Below are 20713 nucleotides of genomic sequence, written 5' to 3'. Positions count from 1 at the left end.
TCAATGCTTCTAAAATTCGTTCAACAAAATATGCCTTTTATTGGTAATATGCAGCACATCATTTTACTGAAAATATGTTCGAACAAGAGATATAAAATGAATGGAACCTGTTACAAAATAACACTGTTTATGAAAAGAATTTTCACTAATCCTTTTAATTGCATCTTTCCAATTTGGAAGCTGATATTTATTAGTTGCTGGAGTTAGTTCGTATAAAGTCTTTGTGCTTGCTGCTCTTGGATGGTCAAAACTTGTTAATGTTATTGAAATGAAATGCTTATGAAGTTCATCAAGCATCGTTTTTAAATCCTTATCTTTAAAGGCTGCAAATATAAGATGCTTATCCATGTTTTCATAATTATCATTTACTGTATGTAAAAAAGACTGAACTCCTGCAGGATTATGCGCTCCATCCACGATAATCATAGGATCATGATGAACTATTTCAAATCTGCCAGCAATAACTGTTTTCCTCATTGCTTGAAGCACCTTATTCCACTGAAGACTATACCCATCTTCTATTAATTTCACTAAAGCCATTATTGCAATGGAAACATTTTTTAGCTGATGTTCTCCTTGCATTTGTATGTGAACTTGCAATTCAAATGAATTGATACGCCACATAAAACTTTGTTCGAATATGTCATTTCGAATAGATTCATAAGTGAAATTCACACCTAATTGGTAGAGGTCGGCCTGATTTAAGACCGCTTCCTCCTTGATTACCTTAAGAGCGTCTTGATGCATATCGCCAATAATGACCGGCCGATCACTCTTAATGATTCCAGCTTTATGATGAGCTATCTCTTTTATGCTATTTCCTAAAAAAACAGTATGGTCTTTTGCAACATTTGTTATAATGGATATAATAGGTTGAATACAGTTTGTTGTATCTTCACGTCCCCCCATCCCGGCTTCTATTAAGGCAATATCGACATGTTTTGCGAAATACAAAAAAGCAATCACAGTAATAATCTCAAACTCGGATGGATGCCTTTGTTCTCTGTCTAGCCGTTGAATCAGATGGTAAATATCATTTAAGATAGTTATGAAAGTATTTTCAGATATTGGACGATCGTTGATTTTCATGTATCCACATAAACCTGTAAGGCTTGGAGAAGTGAAAACTCCAACAAGATAGCTATTAGCTCTCAGAGCATGATCTAAATAAGATAGTGTTGACCCTTTTCCGTTTGTACCCGCAATATGAATAGCTTGTATCTGTTCTTGCGGATTACCGACCAATTCTAACAACTGTCTCATGCGTTCTAAACCTGGTTTTATTCCTATTTTTCTTCTGTATTCAAAAAAGTCTTCCACTTGTTGAATCGTTTCAAACATTTGTACACCACTCTCAAAAATCAGTTTTAAATACAAAAACAGTATATCAATTTAAGTATAGAAAGGAAATCAGATTGTGAGTTTACAAGGGTGGATTATATATAATGGCCAGATACCGGGGAGTAAATTCCTTGATTTTGCAGAATGGATTAAATGCTCAGCGGATCGAAAAGACAGTCATACTCAAATTTATAAAAATAATGAATTGCATTCATTGATCAGTAGTAAAAAAGTAACATTTTTAAAAAACAACCAAGATGATTTGCCAGATTATGTAGTGTTTACAGATAAAGATATTTATTTAGCAAAACAGCTTGAATTACAAGGTGTGCATGTGTTTAACAGCTCAGAAGCAATTGCTGTAAGCGATGATAAGATTTTGTCTTACCAACAATTAGCTCGGTATAACATACCTATACCTAAAACAATCATTGCGCCTAAAACGTTTCCTGGAATATCATCATTTGCTTCGCAAACCATTCAAGTAGCCATAGACACATTCGAATTTCCTATGATTGTAAAAGAAGCTTTTGGTTCGTTTGGCGAGCAAGTTTATCTCATCCATAACGAGCCGGAATTGATTAACAAAGTAAATGAGCTTCGAGGAAAACCGTTTATATTTCAAGAATTCATTGCTTCCAGCTATGGACAAGATATGCGATTACATGTCGTAGGAGATGAAGTAGTTGCAGCTATGAGAAGATATTCGACAAATGATTTTCGAGCAAATATCACAACTGGTGGAATGATGGAATCATACCATCCTACAAAGCTTGAGAAAGAGCTGGCAATTGCTGCTACAAAAGCAATTGGAGCTGATTTTGCAGGAGTAGATCTATTATTAGGACCAACGGGGAAACCAATAGTTTGTGAAGTTAACTCTAATGCACATATACGAAATATGTTTGATTGTACAAATATTAATGTAGCAGACTTTATGATCGACTATATTTTAGATAGATTAAAAGAAAAGTGAGTGGGTGTAGCATGATGCAAGAGGGCTGGTTAATTTATAACAAACAAGATGCAGAAAAAAACAAAACCTTTATTGATTGGTTTATCGGTGAAGCGTATTTACAAAATCTATCACTCAAATTAATTTTTAGAGAAGAATTAACCATTGGTATCATGAATAATGAACGTATCATTTATAAAAATGGCAAACGTATTACGCAACCGGATTTTGCAATCGTTCGTACGATTGAGCCACTATTAAATAAACACTTAGAAGCTTGCGGCATAACAGCTTTTAACTCTTCTAATGTAGCTCGAATTTGTAATAATAAAGCTTTGACACATCATTATATAACAGATTTATCCATCCCAATGGTAGATACAATCTACATAAAAAAAGAATTGATAACTGCTACTCCTCCTATTTCATATCCATTTGTTATCAAAGACGTCTTAGGGCGCGGGGGAAAACAGGTTTACATGATCGAAAACTACCAAGAATGGTTGGAAGGTATAGAAAAATATATCGAGAATGACATAATTATTCAAAGATGTGATGTACAACTCGGAAAAGATATCCGCGTTTTTGTGGTCGGCAAAGAAATTATAGGGGCAGTGTTAAGAATGAGTACTAATGATTTTAGAGCAAATTTCAAACTTGGTGGGTCTGCCCGCTGGTATGAATTAAATGATAATGAAACATCCATGATCAACAAAATAATAAATTATTTTGATTTCGATATGGTAGGTATTGATTTTTTAATTGGTGCAAATGGAGAAATGTTGTTCAATGAAATCGAAGATGTGGTAGGGTCTAGGACATTAAGTTCTGTTAGTCATATAAATATTTTGCGGGAATACGTGAAACATATCAAACAAAAACTCAGCAATTAGACAAAAAATAGGCTGTAACTTTTTATACAGCCTATTTTTTATTACTTTTTTAGTTCTGCTAGTCGTGCCTTAACTTTTGAATGTTTATCCAAATAATCTTTTTCTTTCTGTTTTTCCTGATCAACCACAGCCTTGGGTGCTTTGTTGACAAATCCTTCGTTCGCCAATTTCTTCTGCACGCGTTCTACTTCTTTGTTCCATTTCGTTAATTCTTTTTCTAATCGTTCAATTTCCTTATCAAAATCAATGAGCCCTTCAAGAGGCAAAAATAGCTCAACTCCTGTAACAACTGCAGTCATGGCTTTTTCCGGAACATCTACGTCTGTTCCAATTTTTAACTCACTCGGATTACAAAATTTTTCTAAATAATCACGTTCATTTTCAAGTTCTGTTACTATTTCATCATTTTCTGCGTGAATGAGCAATTTTATTTGTTTAGACATTGGTGTATCCACTTCAGCTCGGATATTTCTCACGGATTTAATGATCTCAACAAGTCTTTTCATTTGACTTGAAGCTTCTTCATCATGAAATTCTTCTCTTACTTTAGGCCACGAAGCTACGGTAATCGATTTTCCAGAATGCGGAAGCTTTTGCCATATTTCCTCCGTAATAAAAGGCATATACGGATGGAGCATACGCATTGTCTGATCTAAAACATAAGCAAGGACAGATCTTGTTGTATTCTTTTCTCTCTCATCTTCACCGTAAATTGGGAGCTTCGCCATTTCAATATACCAATCACACAATTCATCCCAGATGAAATTATATAAATAACGCCCTGCTTCCCCAAACTCATATTTATTAGTATTCTTCGTAACCTGTTCGATCGTTTCATTTAAACGAGTTAAAATCCACTTATCTGCTAATGACATTTCACCCGACAAATCAATGTCTTCATAAGTGAAACCTTCTAAATTCATTAACGAGAACCTTGAAGCATTCCAAATCTTATTAGCAAAATTCCATGTGGCTTCCACTTTTTCCCAATGAAAACGTAAATCTTGCCCTGGTGATGATCCAGTTAATAAGAAATAACGCAGCGAATCCGCACCATATTTATCGATAACATCCATCGGGTCAACACCGTTTCCAAGTGATTTACTCATTTTCCTTCCCTCTGCATCGCGAATAAGACCGTGAATTAGGACATCTTTAAATGGCCGCTCATTGGTAAATTCGATCGATTGAAAAATCATTCGTGATACCCAAAAGAAGATAATATCGTACCCCGTTACTAACGCATCAGTCGGAAAATAGCGCTTATAATCCTTTGCTCCTTCATCTGGCCACCCCATTGTGGAGAATGGCCATAAAGCAGATGAGAACCAAGTGTCTAAAACATCCTCATCCTGCTCCCAATTTTCGCTATCAGATGGGGCTTCTTTGCCTACATATATTTCATTTGTTTCTTTATGATACCAAGCTGGAATACGATGTCCCCACCACAATTGACGAGAAATACACCAATCACGTATGTTTTCCATCCAATGTAAATAAGTTCGCTCAAACCGTTCAGGGACGAAATTGACTTTTTTATTTCCTTGTTGTAGTTGAACGGCCGCTTCAGCCAGTGGTTTCATGTCTACAAACCATTGTGTTGATAAATATGGCTCGACAACAGCTCCACTGCGTTCTGAATGTCCTACTTGATGCGTATGATCTTCGATTTCAAATAAAACTCCCTGATCTTGCAAATCTTTTACAATTTGCTTGCGGCATTCAAATCGATCAAGTCCTGCATATTTTCCAGCGTTTTCATTCATTGTGCCATCTTCATGCATGACTAATATTCGTTCTAATTCATGACGATTACCGATTTCAAAGTCATTCGGATCATGCGCAGGGGTAATCTTAACAGCACCAGAACCAAGTTCCATATCTACATAGCTGTCCGCAACAATTTTGATTTCCCTGCCGACAATTGGTAAGATTACCGTTTTTCCTATAAGATGTTTATACCGATCATCTTCCGGATGAACAGCTATGGCTGTGTCACCTAACATGGTTTCGGGACGTGTTGTTGCTATTTCAATATATTCATCACTATCTTTTAACGGATAGCGCATATGGTAAAAATAGCCCTGTATTTCTTCATAAATAACCTCAATATCTGATAAAGCTGTTTTAGTTTGCGGGTCCCAATTAATAATGTACTCACCACGGTATATGATTCCCTTTTCATACAATTTCACAAAAACTTCACGTACTGCATTAGATAATCCTTTATCCATCGTAAATCGCTCGCGGGAATAATCAAGGCCAAGACCTAATTTTTCCCACTGCTGTCGAATAAAGTCCGCATATTCTTCCTTCCATTCCCATACAGTTTCTAAAAATTCATCACGTCCCAAATCATGACGGGTCTTTCCTTGCTCTCTTAATTTGGCTTCCACTTTTGCTTGTGTCGCAATTCCTGCATGGTCCATTCCAGGCAGCCATAATACATCATATCCTTGCATACGTTTCATCCGGGATATGGTATCTTGCATCGTTGTATCCCAGGCATGACCTAAATGTAATTTACCTGTGACGTTAGGCGGTGGAATAACGATCGTATACGGATCCTTTTTACTGTCTTCTGTAGCTTCGAAAAATTTACCATCTAACCAAAATTTATACCGATTTTTCTCTACCTCATTTGGATTGTATTTTGATGGTAGGGAATTCGATTGTTCATTCATACCTTACTCCTCCTATTTAAAATATAAAAAGCCCTTTCATCCATAAAAGGACGAAAAGGCTATATTTCCGTGGTACCACCTTTGTTTACAAGTTATAATAAACTTGCACACTCAATGATTGATAACGGTCAATGTCCGGCTTCTTCTACTCCTTTTCAAAGAAGCTGCTACAAGGGCGACTTTCCAAGAGTATTTATTTCCTAGGAAATTCTCAGCTGCTATTTCCCTCTCTTTAGGTAATACTTTGTACTTTTTCCTTATCATTGCATTTGGGATTCATTTATGGTTTTATTTTACCTATTACTCCTTATAAAAGCAAATTTTAACCTCATTTTTGTACCAAAAGCGTTTTTATATACATATCTTATTAGAAATACTTCTTAAAGTGCATCATTATTATCAAAGAGGTGAACCATATGGCAAGATTTTATCGACATCGATTACCTCCGTGGGCACGACATTGTATTATTGTAGTAGAAAAAGTTACATTACCTATTATGATATTTCAGTTAATACGTACCTTGTTTTTTCCAACAACGCTTGATGTATTTTTATTAGGGATATTAGTTGGTTTATTTGTAGCTTTTTATTTGGAATGGATTTAACTTTCTATATCGTCTAAATCAATTGTGTCATATACTTTCCCAACGTACTCTGAAAAGCGTAATCCAAAAGTTAATCTCCGATAGATACGTTGTAAAGCTTTTACTTGATTAATCATTGAAAGTGACGAATTTCTATTGATATATTGCTCCACAACTGTTATATATTCTGAAGTGTCTAATAAATAAATTGCTAGTAAATAAAGCTCACTCAACGTTAATTCATTTTCCTTCATATAAGTAGAAAATGATTCCAAAAGAGCCTCAATGTCTATGTCATAAGAATTTACTTCATGATTGAAAAAATATGCGAGATCATGTATGGGATTCTCATAATGTGCTTTTTCCCAATTTATAATTTGTACATCAAGATGATGAGATGTCAGTAAATTACCATGACATAGACAATAATTCCATGTAGGATCTCTATTGAATTCTTCTAAAAATTGTTTCACTCTCTTTTGATTTTCCTTTAATATCAATTCCAAGTCTTTGTATTGCGTGCAAACCAACAATTCAAATGGGGACATATATCGAACTTTCTCAAAATCCCCCAGATAATGTAGAAGTATTTGCTGCGCTTCTTCACAGCGATTCATATATGTATGAAATTGATTATTCATGTTTTCTGTTTCAACGGAATATGTAACCTTTGTTGCAGCATGAACCCTTCCTATACTCTGGTATAATTGTTTCACGTTGAATTTTCCAGCTTTTATCCAGGGGGTTAAATAAAATATTGTACCATCTATTTCTTTATAAAGATGGCCTTGTTTTGTTAAATATACAGGCAATACATTAACTATATTTTTCACTTTTGCTTGATGCAATACATGTTCCCAATTTTCAATAGATTCCTTTGTTAATGCACTTCTTTTGAGCGCATACATTTTCTGTGCATCCTCAATTCGAACCGTGTTACTTGATATTTGATCCATTTTTAAAGGAGAAATAGCATATGCTTCCAAAACGTCATTAATTTTTTCCAATATTTATCCCTCTTCCTCGAAAGGATGAAGATACCCCTAGCATTTGCAAGGGGTATCATTTCTTATTTCTTCCTATTTGGTATATATAATAATTGTCCTGCAAATAGGTCATCTCCATCTAGTTGATTTTGTTTTAATAACTGCAAGGTTGGTATTTGATAACGTTCAGCAATGGATTCGATTGTATCTTTATCTTGTACAATACAAAGTCTCATCCGAGCATACTGCTCCTCGCTATCATCATCTCTAAACATATCTGATAGATAGCTGACATCCGCTTTAGACTCTAAACTGCTTTCAAGGGAAGTCAATGTATCTTCAGCTTCCTCGTTTGTTGATTCCAGCTCTAGATATTCTTCCTCTTGCATCTTACTAGCGCCTTCAGAAGGAGCAGTACTTTCAAAAAATTCTTCTAGTGTTTGTGATTTTTTATTTTTTTCTCTATCTTTTTCTAATGATGTCTCGTCTGCATCTTGTGTTTCCAAAGCGGAACTCGTTGTGTCCCCATCAGTCGCTGGTTCATATTGATTTTCTGCTTTTAGATCAAATGTGAAGCTTTCTTCTTCATTGGAGATTATAGGCTCAGATTCCGAAAAATTTTTCCTATCTTCAGTATTCGTTTCCTCCATTACATCATGTTCCATACTACGTATAGCTGGGGTTTGTTTTATCTCTTCGTCATTCTTTTCGGAAAGTTTCTTTATTTCATCAGGATCTGTATCAACTTCGTTCTCTATGATTTCGTTTCGTGTTTCATTTTCATGGGAATTACTTACTTTTTGTTGTTCTTCTATTACATCAGCCGGCTCGATAGAATCATGATTCTCAATCGATTCATGATCAATTGTCTTGCGGGTATCAACTGGTTGAGGTTCACTATTTTCAGTATTTAGCCCATGAATATCAATCGTTGATGTTAGGTTTAATTGATTATTCATAGGCACCTCGTAATCAAATGACTCAATACTTACTGTTATTTGATTCATGTCTTTCACCCGATAGGAAGGTACTGATATTTCTACAGGAAAACGATGAGAAAAGCTTGCTGTATTGACATCTATATCTGTAATTCTTTCCATAAATCGCTGGGAGGGGGTATTGTCAATATCAGCAATTTTTTGCTGGTTTTCCTCACTCCCTTCAACTTTTTGATATTCTCCTTGTAATTCAATTACTCCTCTGATTGAAACATATTCATTAAAAGGTTGTATGGAAATTTCGGGTTCTAAGGCTATTTGTATCATTTCTTCAACTTCCTGTCCCTTTTCAAAATAAAGAGACTCATTTAACTCAAAACTAAATTTTTGTTGATCGTGTGACAATTCAAAAATTCCTCCCTTCAACCTAACTCTTCGATAATTATCTGTCTTAAATCACTATATGTGTAAGAAACATAAGTTATGCGCATTTTATTAATGAAGCTTTTACAAAAATAAAAAACTATTCTTTTAGAATAGTTTTTTATGTGATCACTTTTCAATTTTAGAAAATGCATTGTGTACGGCTTTAATTGTATACTCAATGTCTTCATCTGTATGAGCTGTAGACAGAAACAATCCTTCAAACTGAGAAGGCGGAAGAAACACTCCTTCTTCAATCATTGCCCTGTAATATTGAGCAAAATAATCAAGATTGGATTTTTGGGCGGTTTCATAATTAATTACAGAGTCATCTGTAAAAAACACCCCAAACATAGAGCCCGAACGATTAATGTGTAAAGGAATATCAAATTCTGCTGCTGCTTGTCTAAAACCTTCAACTAATTTATCTACCTTTTGGTTAATTTCTTTATACGAAGATTCGTCCAAAGCATTTAACGTTTCATATCCAGCTGTCATAGCTAATGGATTCCCTGATAATGTACCCGCCTGATATATTGTTCCAGTTGGTGCAACATTCTCCATAATTTCACGTTTACCGCCATAAGCACCTACTGGTAATCCCCCGCCGATAACTTTTCCTAAGCAGGTTAAGTCAGGTGTTACTCCAAAGTGTCCTTGTGCGCAATTATACCCTACGCGAAAGCCCGTCATTACCTCATCCATAATAAGAAGAGAGCCATTTTCTTCTGTTATCGTACGAAGGTCTTGCAGGAAGTTTTCTACCGGGGGTACAACACCCATATTCCCTGATACAGGCTCAACGATTACTGCCGCTATATCCTTACCATAACGTTCAAATGCAGAACGAACACTTGCAATATCATTATAGGGTACAGTTATTGTGTTACTGGCAATGGATTCAGGAACACCGGGGCTATCAGGAAGTCCTAATGTAGCTACACCAGAGCCAGCTTTAATTAATAAAGAATCCCCATGTCCATGATAATTTCCTTCAAATTTAAGAATCTTATCTCTACCTGTATAACCTCTAGCAACACGTAAAGCACTCATGGTAGCTTCTGTTCCAGAGTTTACCATGCGAAGCATTTCTACAGAGGGTACACGATCAATCACAAGTTGAGCTAGCTTATTTTCTAGCGTTGTCGGTGCACCAAAGCTTGTCCCTTTTGCTGCTGTTTCCTGTAGTTTAGTCACTACACGCTCATCAGCATGTCCTAAGATTAGTGGTCCCCAACTAAGAACATAATCAATGTATTCATTTCCATCAATGTCGATGATTTTGGAGCCTTTGCCTTCCTGCATGAATATTGGGGACATTTCCACTGATTTAAATGCTCGTACAGGGGAGTTCACTCCGCCGGGCATCAAATCAACTGCTTCTTTATAGGCGTCAACTGAATGATCAAATTTTCTCATAATTTTTCACTCCTATATTTTAATTTACTTTCCTAACCATTTTGCTGCATCTTTTGCGAAATAGGTTATGATCATGTCTGCACCTGCACGTTTCATTGCGGTTAACTTTTCCATAACCAGTTCCCTCTCATTAATCCATCCATTCATCGCTGCTGCTTTTACCATTGAATATTCGCCGCTAACATTATAAGCAACGATCGGTGCATTGAAATTGTTTTTAACATCACGAACAATATCAAGATAAGAAAGAGCTGGTTTTACAATAAGAAAGTCTGCACCTTCTTCTACATCTGATTCAGCTTCACGGAGAGCCTCTAAGCGATTAGAAGGGTCCATTTGATATGTCTTTCGATCCCCAAATTGTGGTGTACTATCTGCCGCATCACGAAATGGACCGTAATATGCTGAAGCATATTTCACTGCGTAGGACATAATTGGAACATTTGAAAACCCTGCTTCATCTAAAGCGTCCCGAATCACAGCAACAAATCCATCCATCATATTAGAGGGTGCTATAATATCTGCTCCAGCTTCAGCCTGACTAACAGCTGTTTTAGCTAATAATTTAAGAGACGCATCATTATCTACATCGTGATTATGTATTACACCACAGTGCCCGTGTGAAGTGTATTCACATAAACATGTGTCGGCAATAACGAGTAAGTCTGGAATTTCCTTTTTAATAAGTCGAGTTGCTTGTTGCACAATGCCATTTTCTATAAAAGCACCAGAGCCTTGTTCATCTTTTTCAGAAGGGACACCGAACAGCATTACAGCTCGAATATCCAATGATTCAACCTCTTTCATCTCTTCAACCAGGCGGTCTAGAGAAACCTGGAATATTCCAGGCATAGAAACTACTTCATTTTTTATGTTTTCTCCCTCGGTCACAAAGATGGGGTAAATTAAATCCTCTGTACGTAAATGATTTTCTCTTACCAAAGAACGCATCGCGTTTGAAGACCGTAAGCGACGATGTCGTGCAAATTTATTTTCCATGATATTCTATCCTTTCAATATAGTCTTTCATACAGTTTACCATGCCTTCGATCGTAAATATATCTGGAGTGATTGTGTCATTAAAACCTGCTTCGGTAGCACGCTGCTGTGTTGTGGTGCCTATACAAACACAGATTGTTCCGTCCATGAGAATTCTATTTCGCATTTTTATAAAAGCATCTACGGTAGATGGACTTGTAAATGTAATAAAATCCAATTGCTGATTCATCAGGACGTCATTTAATTTATCCGCTACCTCATCATTATATAAAGTTTCATATACTTCTACGGTATCAAACTCGATACCAAGACGTGAAAAGAAATCAGGGAGTACATTTCTTGACCTGTTCCCTCTTACAAGTAAAAATGGATCCTTTAATGCAAAGTTGTTTACAAATTCATTCACCATTTGGTCGGCACTATAAATGGTCGGAATAAAATCTGCATGATAACCATAATTTTTTAATACTTCTTCCGTTTTATGGCCTACAACTGCTATCCTAATATGTTTGAAAACACCGGAGCTGATTTTATAGTTTTTTAAAAGTTGGAAAAAGCATTCGACTCCATTCGCGCTTGTAAAAAAAATCCATTTATATTTTGACAGCGTTTGAAATACAGTTTTGTCTTCTTCCCGCTCTTTACAGGATATTTTCAGCAAGGGTACTTCAATCGGAATCCCGCCAAATCTCATTATTTTTTCAGAAAATGCTTTTGCTTGTTTGCGTTCTCTAGTGATTAGAATTTTTTTATCTTGCAATATCTTCTCCATTACTTATCTAACTCAGCTTTAACTTCTTTAATAATATCTGCTGCACCTTGTTTAATTAACTTTTCTGCTGCTTCTGTACCTACGATGTCTGGATCTTCACCTCGAACGATCTCTTTTAAGGCGACCTTTCCATCCGTTGTTAGCACAGTGGCATGCAAAATAATTTCATCGTTCTCCATATAAGCATAAGCCCCTATTGGAAATTGGTCGCTGCCTTGTAATAAATCAAGGAATTTTCTTTCTGCTTTAACTGTTTTCAAAGCAACTTTATCATTGATCTTTGCCAAAATTTCACGTAACTCTTTGTCCTTTGAACGACATTCAATAGCTAGAGCTCCTTGACCAACCGAGGGAACAAATGGATCGACTGGTAAGTATTCTGTTATATTTTCACTTAAGCCTAGTCGCTTCAAGCCAGCAACAGCCAATATTATTGCATCATAATCTTCATCATGTAATTTTTGGAGACGAGCATCAATTGCTCCCCTAATCCATTTTGTTTTCAGATCAGGTCTAACTGCTAAAATTTGTGCAGCACGGCGTAAACTGCTTGTTCCTACAATTGAACCAGCAGGCAGGTCTTTTAACGCAACAGAATTTTTTGCAATATATGCATCACGGGGATCTTCTCTTTCTGGTATTCCAACAATAACAAGTCCTTCCGGTTCAACCGATGGAAGATCTTTCATACTATGAACAGCAAAATCAATTTCTTGATCATACATCGCTTGTTCAAGTTCTTGTGTAAAGATATTGTTGCCGCCTACTTTGGACAAGGCTACGTTTAAATTGCGATCACCCTTTGTCACTATCTCTTTAATTTTAATTTCGTTTTTGACTCCAGCTTTTTTCAAAGCATTAATGACCCATTTTGTTTGTGTGATAGCTAATTTGCTTCCTCTGGATCCAACAATAATTTTGCGCATTTATTTTCCTCCAATAGATTAAAAATGAAAATTTGATAGTATGCTAAATAAAAAGAAATTAATTAATAAGACTAAAAACGCTGCGAAATTATATACAGCTATCACTCTTCCACGCTGACCTCTTCTTACATATAAAAATAAATAAATAATATAAACGACCAATACACAAACAGAACCGATTGTTTTTAAATCAAACCAATAAAATTCTGCATTAGCTACAAAAGCCCATACGAAACCAAGAATAATTCCAATTAATAATAGCGGCACCCCAAGTGTAACAGTTTTAATGGAATGAGTATCTAACTGCCTTAAGTCTGCAAAGCGCATGATCCATTTTAATCCTTTTTTGTTCTTTAAAAAACGATATTGCATCAAATACATTAACGCAAAAATAAATGATAATGTGAAAAAACCGTAAGAGACAATCGTTAAAGTAATATGGGTGATTAATATTTCATGCACTAATGGTATATCGTTAGAATAAGTGTCAATCTGTGCATTGGTCAAAAAATATAAGAGCAAGATACAAAAGCTAAAAAGATTTAAAAAAAACACTATAAAATAAATGTTGAACAGTCGATTGATGATAAGCGAAAATGTTATCAGAACCCAGGCATAAAAAAATAACCCGTCATTTACAGTTTGTACCGGCAGATTTTTTTCAATCAGAATTTCATCTATTAAAATAGCTGTTTGTAAAATCCAAACTAGACTAAGTAACCAGAAAGCAATTCGGTTCGCCTTCTGGTTATGTTGGATAAAATCGATAAAGTAACCGATCAAACTTAAACCATAAATAAATAGGATAACTTCATACATCCAAACTGTTTCAAACATATATGAAATCCTTTCTAGTTACTCGTCAAAAGATTTCTAATCAATCGAGAGGATAACTTTTTCGTTGCGTTTGTTTTATTAGCGTCTTTTTTTTCCTCATGTTTTACTAACTCCTCTTTAACCTCTTCATTAATTCCTAGAATATCAACAAATAACGACAATGCTTCCTCCGGATTTTCACTTGCAGCAAGCTCTTTTGCCTGATTGATCGGTTCCTTTAGTAACTGATTGATGATACTTTTCGTATGTTTATTTAAGACCTTCTTTTCACGCACTGTTAAGTCCGGTATTTTCCTTTCTATACTTTTCATCGTTTCGGATTGTATAGACAATGCCTTGTGACGTAACGCAGAAATTACTGGAACAACACCTAATGTTGTTACCCATTCGTTAAATGCAACAATTTCTGCATCAAGCAGAACTTCTATAGATTCTGCAGCAGATTCCCTGGATGCCAGATTTTCATCAACAACATGCTGTAAATCATCAATATCATATAAAAAAACATTATCTAATTCACTTATTTTTGGATCTAGATCCCTTGGAACAGCTATATCAACAAGGAACAAAGGCTTTCCCTTACGCTTTTTTTGAACAGGTTTCAGTGCTTCTTTAGTTAGGATCGTTGAAGCTGAGCCAGTTGAACTGATTAAAATATCTGCATGTTGAATAACCTTTAACAAATGGGAAGATTCTTCTGCATTTGCCGCAAATTTCCCCGCTAAAACTTCAGCATTTTCAAGGGTACGGTTGACTACGGTAATTTGAGTTGCACCTGAACCTTGCAAGTTTTTAACAGCTAATTCACCCATCTTACCTGCACCATTGATAACTACATGTTTATCTGCCAAGTCGCCAAATATCTTTCTAGCTAATTGTACGGCCGCATAGCTCACCGAGACAGCATGTTCCCCAATTGCTGTTTCCTTATGCGCTCGTTTAGCAAAACTAATGGCTTGTTTAAACAACTCATTAAAAATAGTCCCTGTCGTATATGCTTGTTGTGCAGTGAAAAAAGCCTCTCTTACCTGACCTAATATTTGCGTTTCGCCTAGAATCATGGAATCTAATCCGGCTGATACGCGAAATAAATGTTCAATCGCCTCATCACTTTCTGCGATTTGTAAGAAAGCAGTAAATTGTTCCTTTTTAACCTGAAACCATTCTGCTAAAAACTGCTTGATATAATAACGTCCTGTGTGGATTTGATCAACAACCGCATAAATTTCTGTACGGTTACATGTAGAAACAATCACATTTTCTAAAATACTTTTTTGCAAATTTAATTGTTTCATTGCCTCTTCTATATTATTTTCAGAAAATGTAAGTTTTTCCCTAATTTCTACAGGGGCCGTTTTGTAATTAAATCCTACTTTAATAATATGCATTTTTTTACCCCCAACGAAACTTAAACAATGTATAATAAGATAAATCAAGTTTTTTCGTAGTAAAAATATAACTTCATCTATTATAACACGAAATAACAGTTACTATTCCTAAAAAAATGAACAGAATTCGAAAAAATTATGATAGGATAGTTCATATATTTTTATTATCGAATGTACTTTACCATAGCATATACTGGTAATCAAGAAATTGATTTAATGAGAATGAAAGAGGTGAAAAATTGAAAAAACAAAATTCATTTTCCGCTTATATCTTAATTGGTATTGGATTTTACTTTTTATTAAAACAAATTAATTTACCTATTTTATCGAAATTCAATTCATGGCCTACATTGTTAATTATTGTCGGGGCTACACTGCTTATACATAGTTATGCTGCAAAGGATTATCAAAATTTATTTAGTGGTACGCTTCTTTTGGGGCTGGGTGTGCATTTTCACGGCCTCATACATTATTCACTTTGGATTGATCACTGGGCAGTTTACTTGCTAATTATCGGTATCGCATTTTTAATACGTTTTTTAAGAACCAAAAACGGATTTTTTTCAGGAATTATTTTAATTGGAGTTTCTCTCTGCATGCTATTTTTTACCAATGTTCCGGATTGGCTAGATTGGATTTATGACGTGATTCACTTTCTGGAAACATTTTGGTCCCTCATTTTAATTATTTTAGGAGTTTATTTATTAAATAAGAAAAAATAATCCATTTAAATAGCAATGGATTATTTTTCTTATATCTGCCTATATATATTTTTTTAAGATTGACCATACATCGGCTTTTCCTTCACCTGTTTCAGCTGAAAAGGGAATAACAATGTCCGTTGATTCTACTTGTAAGGTATGAATGGTTTGATTTAAATGTTTCACTCTCTTGCCTTTTGGAATTTTATCAAGTTTTGTACCTACAATAATTACAGGCAGCTCAAAATATTTAAGATAACCATACATTTGCATATCGTCTTTCGTCGGCTCATGACGGATATCGGTAATTAAGATAGCTGCTTTCAGCGTTTCTCTCGTTTGAAAGTATTCCTCCATCATACCGCCCCATTTTTCTCGTTCCTTCTTAGAAACTTTTGCATAGCCATAACCAGGGACGTCAACGAAATAAAAAAGATCATTTATTTTATAAAAATTTAGTGTTTGCGTCTTACCGGGTTTTGATGATGTTCTTACTAAATTTTTTCGCTGAATCATTTTATTAATAAAGGATGACTTACCTACATTTGACCTGCCAGCTAATGCTATTTCCGGACTTCGATCATTTGGGTACTGTTTAGCACTAACAGCACTCGTTATAATTTCAGCTGTTGTTATTTTCATTATTTTTCCTCCACAAGCGCATGTTTAAGTACTTGGTCTAAATGATTTACTTTTATAAACGTTAAATCATTGCGTACACTTTCGGGAATATCCTCAATATCCCTCTCATTATCTTGGGGAATAATTATTGTAGTGATCCCAGCTCGGTGAGCACTTAATGATTTCTCTTTTAAGCCGCCTATAGGCAGTACTCTTCCCCGCAGCGTTATTTCCCCTGTCATACCTACTTCTTTCTTGACAGCCTGTCCTGTCAAAGCAGAAACAAGTGCTGTTGCCATCGTTATCCCAGCAGAAGGTCCATCTTTTGGTGTGGCCCCTTCTGGAACATGAATATGAATATCATATGTTTCGTGAAATTTGGGATCGATATGCAATTCGTTAGTTCTTGCACGAATATAACTAAAAGCAGCTTGTGCGGATTCCCTCATCACTTCTCCTAGTTTTCCTGTTAAAGTAAGCTTTCCCTTTCCGGGATAGTGTGAAACCTCAATGGATAGTATATCGCCTCCAGCTGCTGTATAAGCTAACCCTGTAGCAGCACCGATTTGGTCTTCTAACTCCATACGTCCATAGCGGTATAAAGGTTTACCTAGAATCTCTACTAAGTTCTTTTTAGTAACAATAACTCGTTTCTTATCACCAGAAATAATTATTTTCGCAGCCTTTCTGCAAAGCGAAGCAATTTGCCTTTCTAAATTACGAACCCCTGCTTCACGAGTATAAGTCCGTATCAAACTTAATAAAGCTTCATCTCTAATTTGAAGTTTATTTTTTTCTAATCCATTTTCTTCTAACTGCTTTGGAAGTAAATGTTCTTTCGCAATATGCAATTTTTCTACTTCAGTATATCCAGCAATTGAAATTAATTCCATTCGATCTAATAGCGGTTGTGGAATATGATTTACATAATTTGCTGTTGCAATAAAGAGAACATTGGATAAATCGTAGGTTTCTTCTATATAGTGATCACTAAAATTACTATTTTGCTCCGGATCTAAAACTTCAAGCATAGCAGATGATGGATCCCCACGAAAATCATTTGACATTTTATCAATTTCATCCAATAAGAAAACAGGGTTTATTGTCTTTGCCTTTTTCATTCCTTGGATAATACGACCTGGTATCGCACCAATATACGTTCTTCTATGTCCTCTTATTTCTGCTTCATCACGTACTCCACCTAAAGAAACGCGAACAAAGTTTCTATTGACCGATCTTGCGATTGATTTTGCTAAAGATGTTTTACCAACCCCTGGAGGCCCAACCAGGCAAAGAATCGGACCCTTAATGGATTTTGTAAGTTTTTGGACTGCTAAATATTCTAAAATGCGTTCTTTTACCTTATCTAATCCATAATGATCTTCATCTAGAATGCGATGGGCATGCTTTATTTCTACTGTATCATTTGTCTTTTTTGACCACGGAAGGGCCAATAGCCACTCCAAATAATTTCGTATAACAGAACTTTCAGCTGAGCTTTGAGGAATTTTTTCAAATCGATCTAATTCTTTTTTTGCAACCTCGACAATTCGTTCTGGCATATCTGATTGTTCTATTTTTTCGTTTAAATCTCCTACTTCACCTGTCTTGCCATCCTTCTCTCCTAATTCTTTTTGGATAGCTTTTAGTTGTTCTCGTAGGTAATATTCTTTTTGTGTTTTTTCCATAGAAGTTTTAACACGTTTTCCTATCTTTTTTTCTAAGTCAAGCACTTTTTTCTCATTTGATATTAACTCAATTAATTTTTCTAAACGTTGTTTGACATTTTTTATTTCCAGCAACTCTTGTTTATCCTTTGTTTTCAAAGGCAGGTGAGAGGCAATAATATCTGCAAGATTGGCAGGATCGTCTATATCAGAAACAGTTGCAAATGTTTCTTCAGTGATTTTTCGGGATATTTTTATGTACTGTCCAAATAATTCTAATAAAGAACGCATTAAGGCTTCCTCTTCATTTGGTTCCCCATGTTCTTCTTCTAATAATTTTATTTCCACATTAAAGTGCTCTTTTTTATCAGTAAAGCGGATGATTTCTGCACGTTGTATCCCTTCAACAAGTACCCGATTTGTCCCGTTGGGTAATTTCAGCATTTGTTTTACTTTCGCTAGGGAGCCCACTTGATATATATCCTTTGGTTCAGGATCTTCTATACTAACTTCCTTTTGAGACGCTAGAAAAATTTGATGATCACCCATCATTGCTTTTTCAATTGCGGTTACAGATTTATCTCTGCCTACATCAAGGTGAAGAACCATTGATGGAAATACAAGTAATCCGCGTAAAGGAAGGAGGGGTAACTGGATAATATTATTCTTCATAGTCGTATGTACCTCCATAATTGTTATGTATTTTTAATTGCACTACACTTAATATTTTCTTAGAGTTTATAGAAAACTTTCCTATTTGTAAATAAGATACACAAAAGTTAGAAGGTTATAGTAAACTCTATAAATCCTATGTATAGCATTTCCTATTACACAAATAAATACTACCTATTATCATAAAGAAAGAGACTGATCCGAAGCAATTATTAGAGACTCCCTACATTGGAAATGCAAGCATAAAAGGAGCTAATAAGCTAAATCAGTCTCATGAAAGTATTATTTTAAGTTAAAATTATGCACTTTCTTTTGGTAACTTTTCATTACCTTCTTTTACAGTTCCATCACTAAAAATCAATTTAGGATTTCCATCTTCATTAGCAACTGTAGCTTTTGTTATCACACATTTTTCTATATCTTCACGTGATGGTAATTCAAACATAACATCCAACATCGTATTTTCGATAATGGAGCGCAACCCCCGTGCACCTGTTTTACGTTCAATAGCCTTTTTAGCGATTGCTACAAGAGCTTCTTCTTCAAATTCTAATTCTACATCATCGATTTGGAATAACTTTTTATATTGTTTTACTAATGCATTTTTAGGCTTTGTTAAAATTTCAACTAGCGCATGTTCATCTAATGGCGTTAGGCTTCCAATAACTGGGAGTCTCCCAATAAATTCAGGTATTAAGCCGTAACTTAATAAATCTTCTGGTAACACCTTAGCAAGTAATTCACCTGTATCCAGATCTTGCTGTGCTTCATTATCACCAAAGCCTATTACCTTTTTACCAAGACGACGTTTAATAATTTGGTCAATTCCATCAAACGCACCGCCCACAATAAAGAGAACATTCGTAGTATCAATTTGAATAAACTCCTGGTGCGGATGTTTACGGCCCCCTTGCGGAGGAACACTTGCAACAGTTCCTTCCAGTATCTTAAGAAGCGCTTGTTGTACACCTTCACCAGATACATCTCTCGTAATAGATGGGTTTTCTGATTTACGTGCTACTTTATCAATTTCATCAATATAAATAATTCCTTTTTCAGCTTTTTCAATATCATAATCTGCCGCTTGAATTAGTTTTAACAGGATATTTTCAACATCTTCACCTACATAGCCAGCCTCCGTAAGCGAAGTTGCATCTGCCATTGCAAATGGAACATTAAGTATTCTAGCGAGTGTCTGAGCTAATAACGTTTTCCCGCTTCCTGTCGGCCCCAACATAGCAATGTTACTCTTAGCCAACTCAACATCATCTACATTTTTAGGGGAATTAATACGTTTATAGTGATTATACACTGCTACCGATAAATTTTTCTTTGCCTGTTCTTGACCGATCACATAATCATCAAGTGTCTCACAAATTTCTTTTGGCTTCGGTATTTCTTTTAACTCCGTTTCTTCTTCCGTTCCAAGCTCTTCTTCTACGATTTCAGTACATAAATCAATACACTCATCACATATATAAACGCCAGGACCAGCTACAAGTTTACGTACTTGATCTTGACCCTTCCCGCAAAATGAACATTTTAGTTGCCCTTTTTCCTCATTAAATTTAAACATTTGATTTCACCCCTAAAAGTTTAACTCTACTTCTAATGTTTTTAAATACGTGACTCTTACTTTCATTGTCATCATAACAGAACAAAAATAGAAAACAAAATGATATACTCTTTTTCATCGGATTAAAAACACTGCAATATCCAAGCAGATCATCAATTCAAATTCTTGATTATATGATGATGATCATTTTATTTCTTATTTTTTAATTATGAAGAAATAACTGCAAAAGTCAAACCAAAACCATTTTTACTTTATGCAATTAACAAATGAAGATAAATATATACTATGTATTTGATTCTAAAATTATATTCTTATGTTAATAAAAGTGTAA

17 protein-coding genes and 1 other annotated feature are annotated in these 20713 nt (G+C 35.2%); of the genes, 4 read left to right on the top strand and 13 right to left on the bottom strand.

The features are described from left to right. Positions 1-63: 63 nt before the first annotated feature. Entirely contained in the window at positions 64-1341 is a 1278-nt protein-coding gene (locus GZ63_RS0108560; RefSeq protein ID WP_029268601.1) for a bifunctional folylpolyglutamate synthase/dihydrofolate synthase, read from the bottom strand. Positions 1342-1417: 76 nt separating this feature from the next. Between GZ63_RS0108560 and GZ63_RS0108555 the strand changes: the two genes are divergently transcribed. Both GZ63_RS0108555 and GZ63_RS0108550 read left to right on the top strand, forming a co-directional pair. Further along, positions 1418-2317, top strand: coding sequence for an ATP-grasp domain-containing protein (locus GZ63_RS0108555; protein ID WP_029268599.1), 900 nt, complete (start codon positions 1418-1420; stop codon positions 2315-2317). Between the two features lie 14 nt (positions 2318-2331). Further along, complete coding sequence (locus tag GZ63_RS0108550; protein ID WP_029268598.1) at positions 2332-3189, top strand: ATP-grasp domain-containing protein; 858 nt, start codon at positions 2332-2334, stop codon at positions 3187-3189. Between the two features lie 41 nt (positions 3190-3230). Here GZ63_RS0108550 and GZ63_RS0108545 read toward each other — a convergent pair whose 3' ends face one another. After that, positions 3231-5873, bottom strand: coding sequence for a valine--tRNA ligase (locus tag GZ63_RS0108545; protein ID WP_029268595.1), 2643 nt, complete (start codon positions 5871-5873; stop codon positions 3231-3233). Between the two features lie 43 nt (positions 5874-5916). Beyond that, positions 5917-6146, bottom strand: a binding site (T-box leader). 143 nt (positions 6147-6289) lie between these two features. On the opposite strand from GZ63_RS0108545, the gene GZ63_RS0108540 reads away from it, so the two are divergent. Beyond that, entirely contained in the window at positions 6290-6478 is a 189-nt protein-coding gene (locus GZ63_RS0108540) for a hypothetical protein (protein ID WP_029268594.1), read from the top strand. Here GZ63_RS0108540 and GZ63_RS0108535 read toward each other — a convergent pair. The 8 genes from GZ63_RS0108535 to hemA all read right to left on the bottom strand — a co-directional run bounded on the left by GZ63_RS0108535 (position 6475) and on the right by hemA (position 15145). Beyond that, positions 6475-7464 carry a phosphotransferase gene (locus GZ63_RS0108535; protein WP_029268592.1) on the bottom strand — a complete coding sequence of 330 codons (990 nt, stop codon included), beginning with the start codon at positions 7462-7464 and terminating at the stop codon, positions 6475-6477. The two genes, GZ63_RS0108540 and GZ63_RS0108535, sit on opposite strands and share 4 nt — an antisense overlap. A 62-nt stretch (positions 7465-7526) precedes the next feature. After that, complete coding sequence (locus tag GZ63_RS0108530; protein ID WP_029268590.1) at positions 7527-8786, bottom strand: LysM peptidoglycan-binding domain-containing protein; 1260 nt, start codon at positions 8784-8786, stop codon at positions 7527-7529. Between the two features lie 147 nt (positions 8787-8933). Continuing rightward, positions 8934-10223 carry a glutamate-1-semialdehyde 2,1-aminomutase gene (gene hemL, locus GZ63_RS0108525; RefSeq protein ID WP_029268588.1) on the bottom strand — a complete coding sequence of 430 codons (1290 nt, stop codon included), beginning with the start codon at positions 10221-10223 and terminating at the stop codon, positions 8934-8936. A 24-nt stretch (positions 10224-10247) separates the two neighbouring features. Next, the gene (gene hemB / locus GZ63_RS0108520) at positions 10248-11222 is read right to left on the bottom strand and encodes a porphobilinogen synthase (protein WP_029268585.1); all 975 of its coding nucleotides are present in this window, start codon (positions 11220-11222) and stop codon (positions 10248-10250) included. Continuing rightward, entirely contained in the window at positions 11212-11982 is a 771-nt protein-coding gene (locus tag GZ63_RS0108515; protein WP_226374342.1) for a uroporphyrinogen-III synthase, read from the bottom strand. Before GZ63_RS0108515 ends, hemB begins: the two co-directional genes overlap by 11 nt. A gap of 11 nt (positions 11983-11993) precedes the next feature. Beyond that, entirely contained in the window at positions 11994-12920 is a 927-nt protein-coding gene (gene hemC / locus GZ63_RS0108510; RefSeq protein ID WP_029268582.1) for a hydroxymethylbilane synthase, read from the bottom strand. Positions 12921-12938: 18 nt separating this feature from the next. Further along, a complete protein-coding gene (locus GZ63_RS0108505; protein ID WP_029268580.1) occupies positions 12939-13757 on the bottom strand; it encodes a cytochrome C assembly family protein in 819 nt (272 codons plus the stop codon). A gap of 14 nt (positions 13758-13771) precedes the next feature. Further along, positions 13772-15145 (bottom strand): glutamyl-tRNA reductase, encoded by a 1374-nt coding sequence (hemA, locus tag GZ63_RS0108500; RefSeq protein WP_029268578.1) that lies wholly within the window; start codon positions 15143-15145, stop codon positions 13772-13774. A gap of 239 nt (positions 15146-15384) precedes the next feature. Here hemA and GZ63_RS0108495 point away from each other — a divergent pair, with 239 nt between their 5' ends. Next, positions 15385-15867, top strand: a complete 483-nt coding sequence (locus GZ63_RS0108495; protein WP_029268576.1) for a LiaI-LiaF-like domain-containing protein — start codon at positions 15385-15387, stop codon at positions 15865-15867. Positions 15868-15906: 39 nt separating this feature from the next. Here the strand turns inward: GZ63_RS0108495 and yihA are convergent, their stop codons facing one another. The 3 genes from yihA to clpX all read right to left on the bottom strand — a co-directional run bounded on the left by yihA (position 15907) and on the right by clpX (position 20382). Then, positions 15907-16488, bottom strand: coding sequence for a ribosome biogenesis GTP-binding protein YihA/YsxC (gene yihA / locus GZ63_RS0108490; RefSeq protein ID WP_029268575.1), 582 nt, complete (start codon positions 16486-16488; stop codon positions 15907-15909). Further along, entirely contained in the window at positions 16488-18806 is a 2319-nt protein-coding gene (gene lon, locus GZ63_RS0108485) for an endopeptidase La (RefSeq protein WP_029268573.1), read from the bottom strand. Before lon ends, yihA begins: the two co-directional genes overlap by 1 nt. A 298-nt stretch (positions 18807-19104) precedes the next feature. Beyond that, the gene (gene clpX, locus GZ63_RS0108480; RefSeq protein WP_029268571.1) at positions 19105-20382 is read right to left on the bottom strand and encodes an ATP-dependent protease ATP-binding subunit ClpX; all 1278 of its coding nucleotides are present in this window, start codon (positions 20380-20382) and stop codon (positions 19105-19107) included. Positions 20383-20713: the final 331 nt, after the last annotated feature.

It is taken from the genome of Virgibacillus alimentarius, assembly GCF_000709085.1.
GTDB classification, from domain to species: domain Bacteria; phylum Bacillota; class Bacilli; order Bacillales; family Amphibacillaceae; genus Virgibacillus_B; species Virgibacillus_B alimentarius.
The sequence above is the reverse complement of the archived record's forward strand: the minus strand, read 5'-3'. Positions and strand labels throughout refer to the sequence as shown.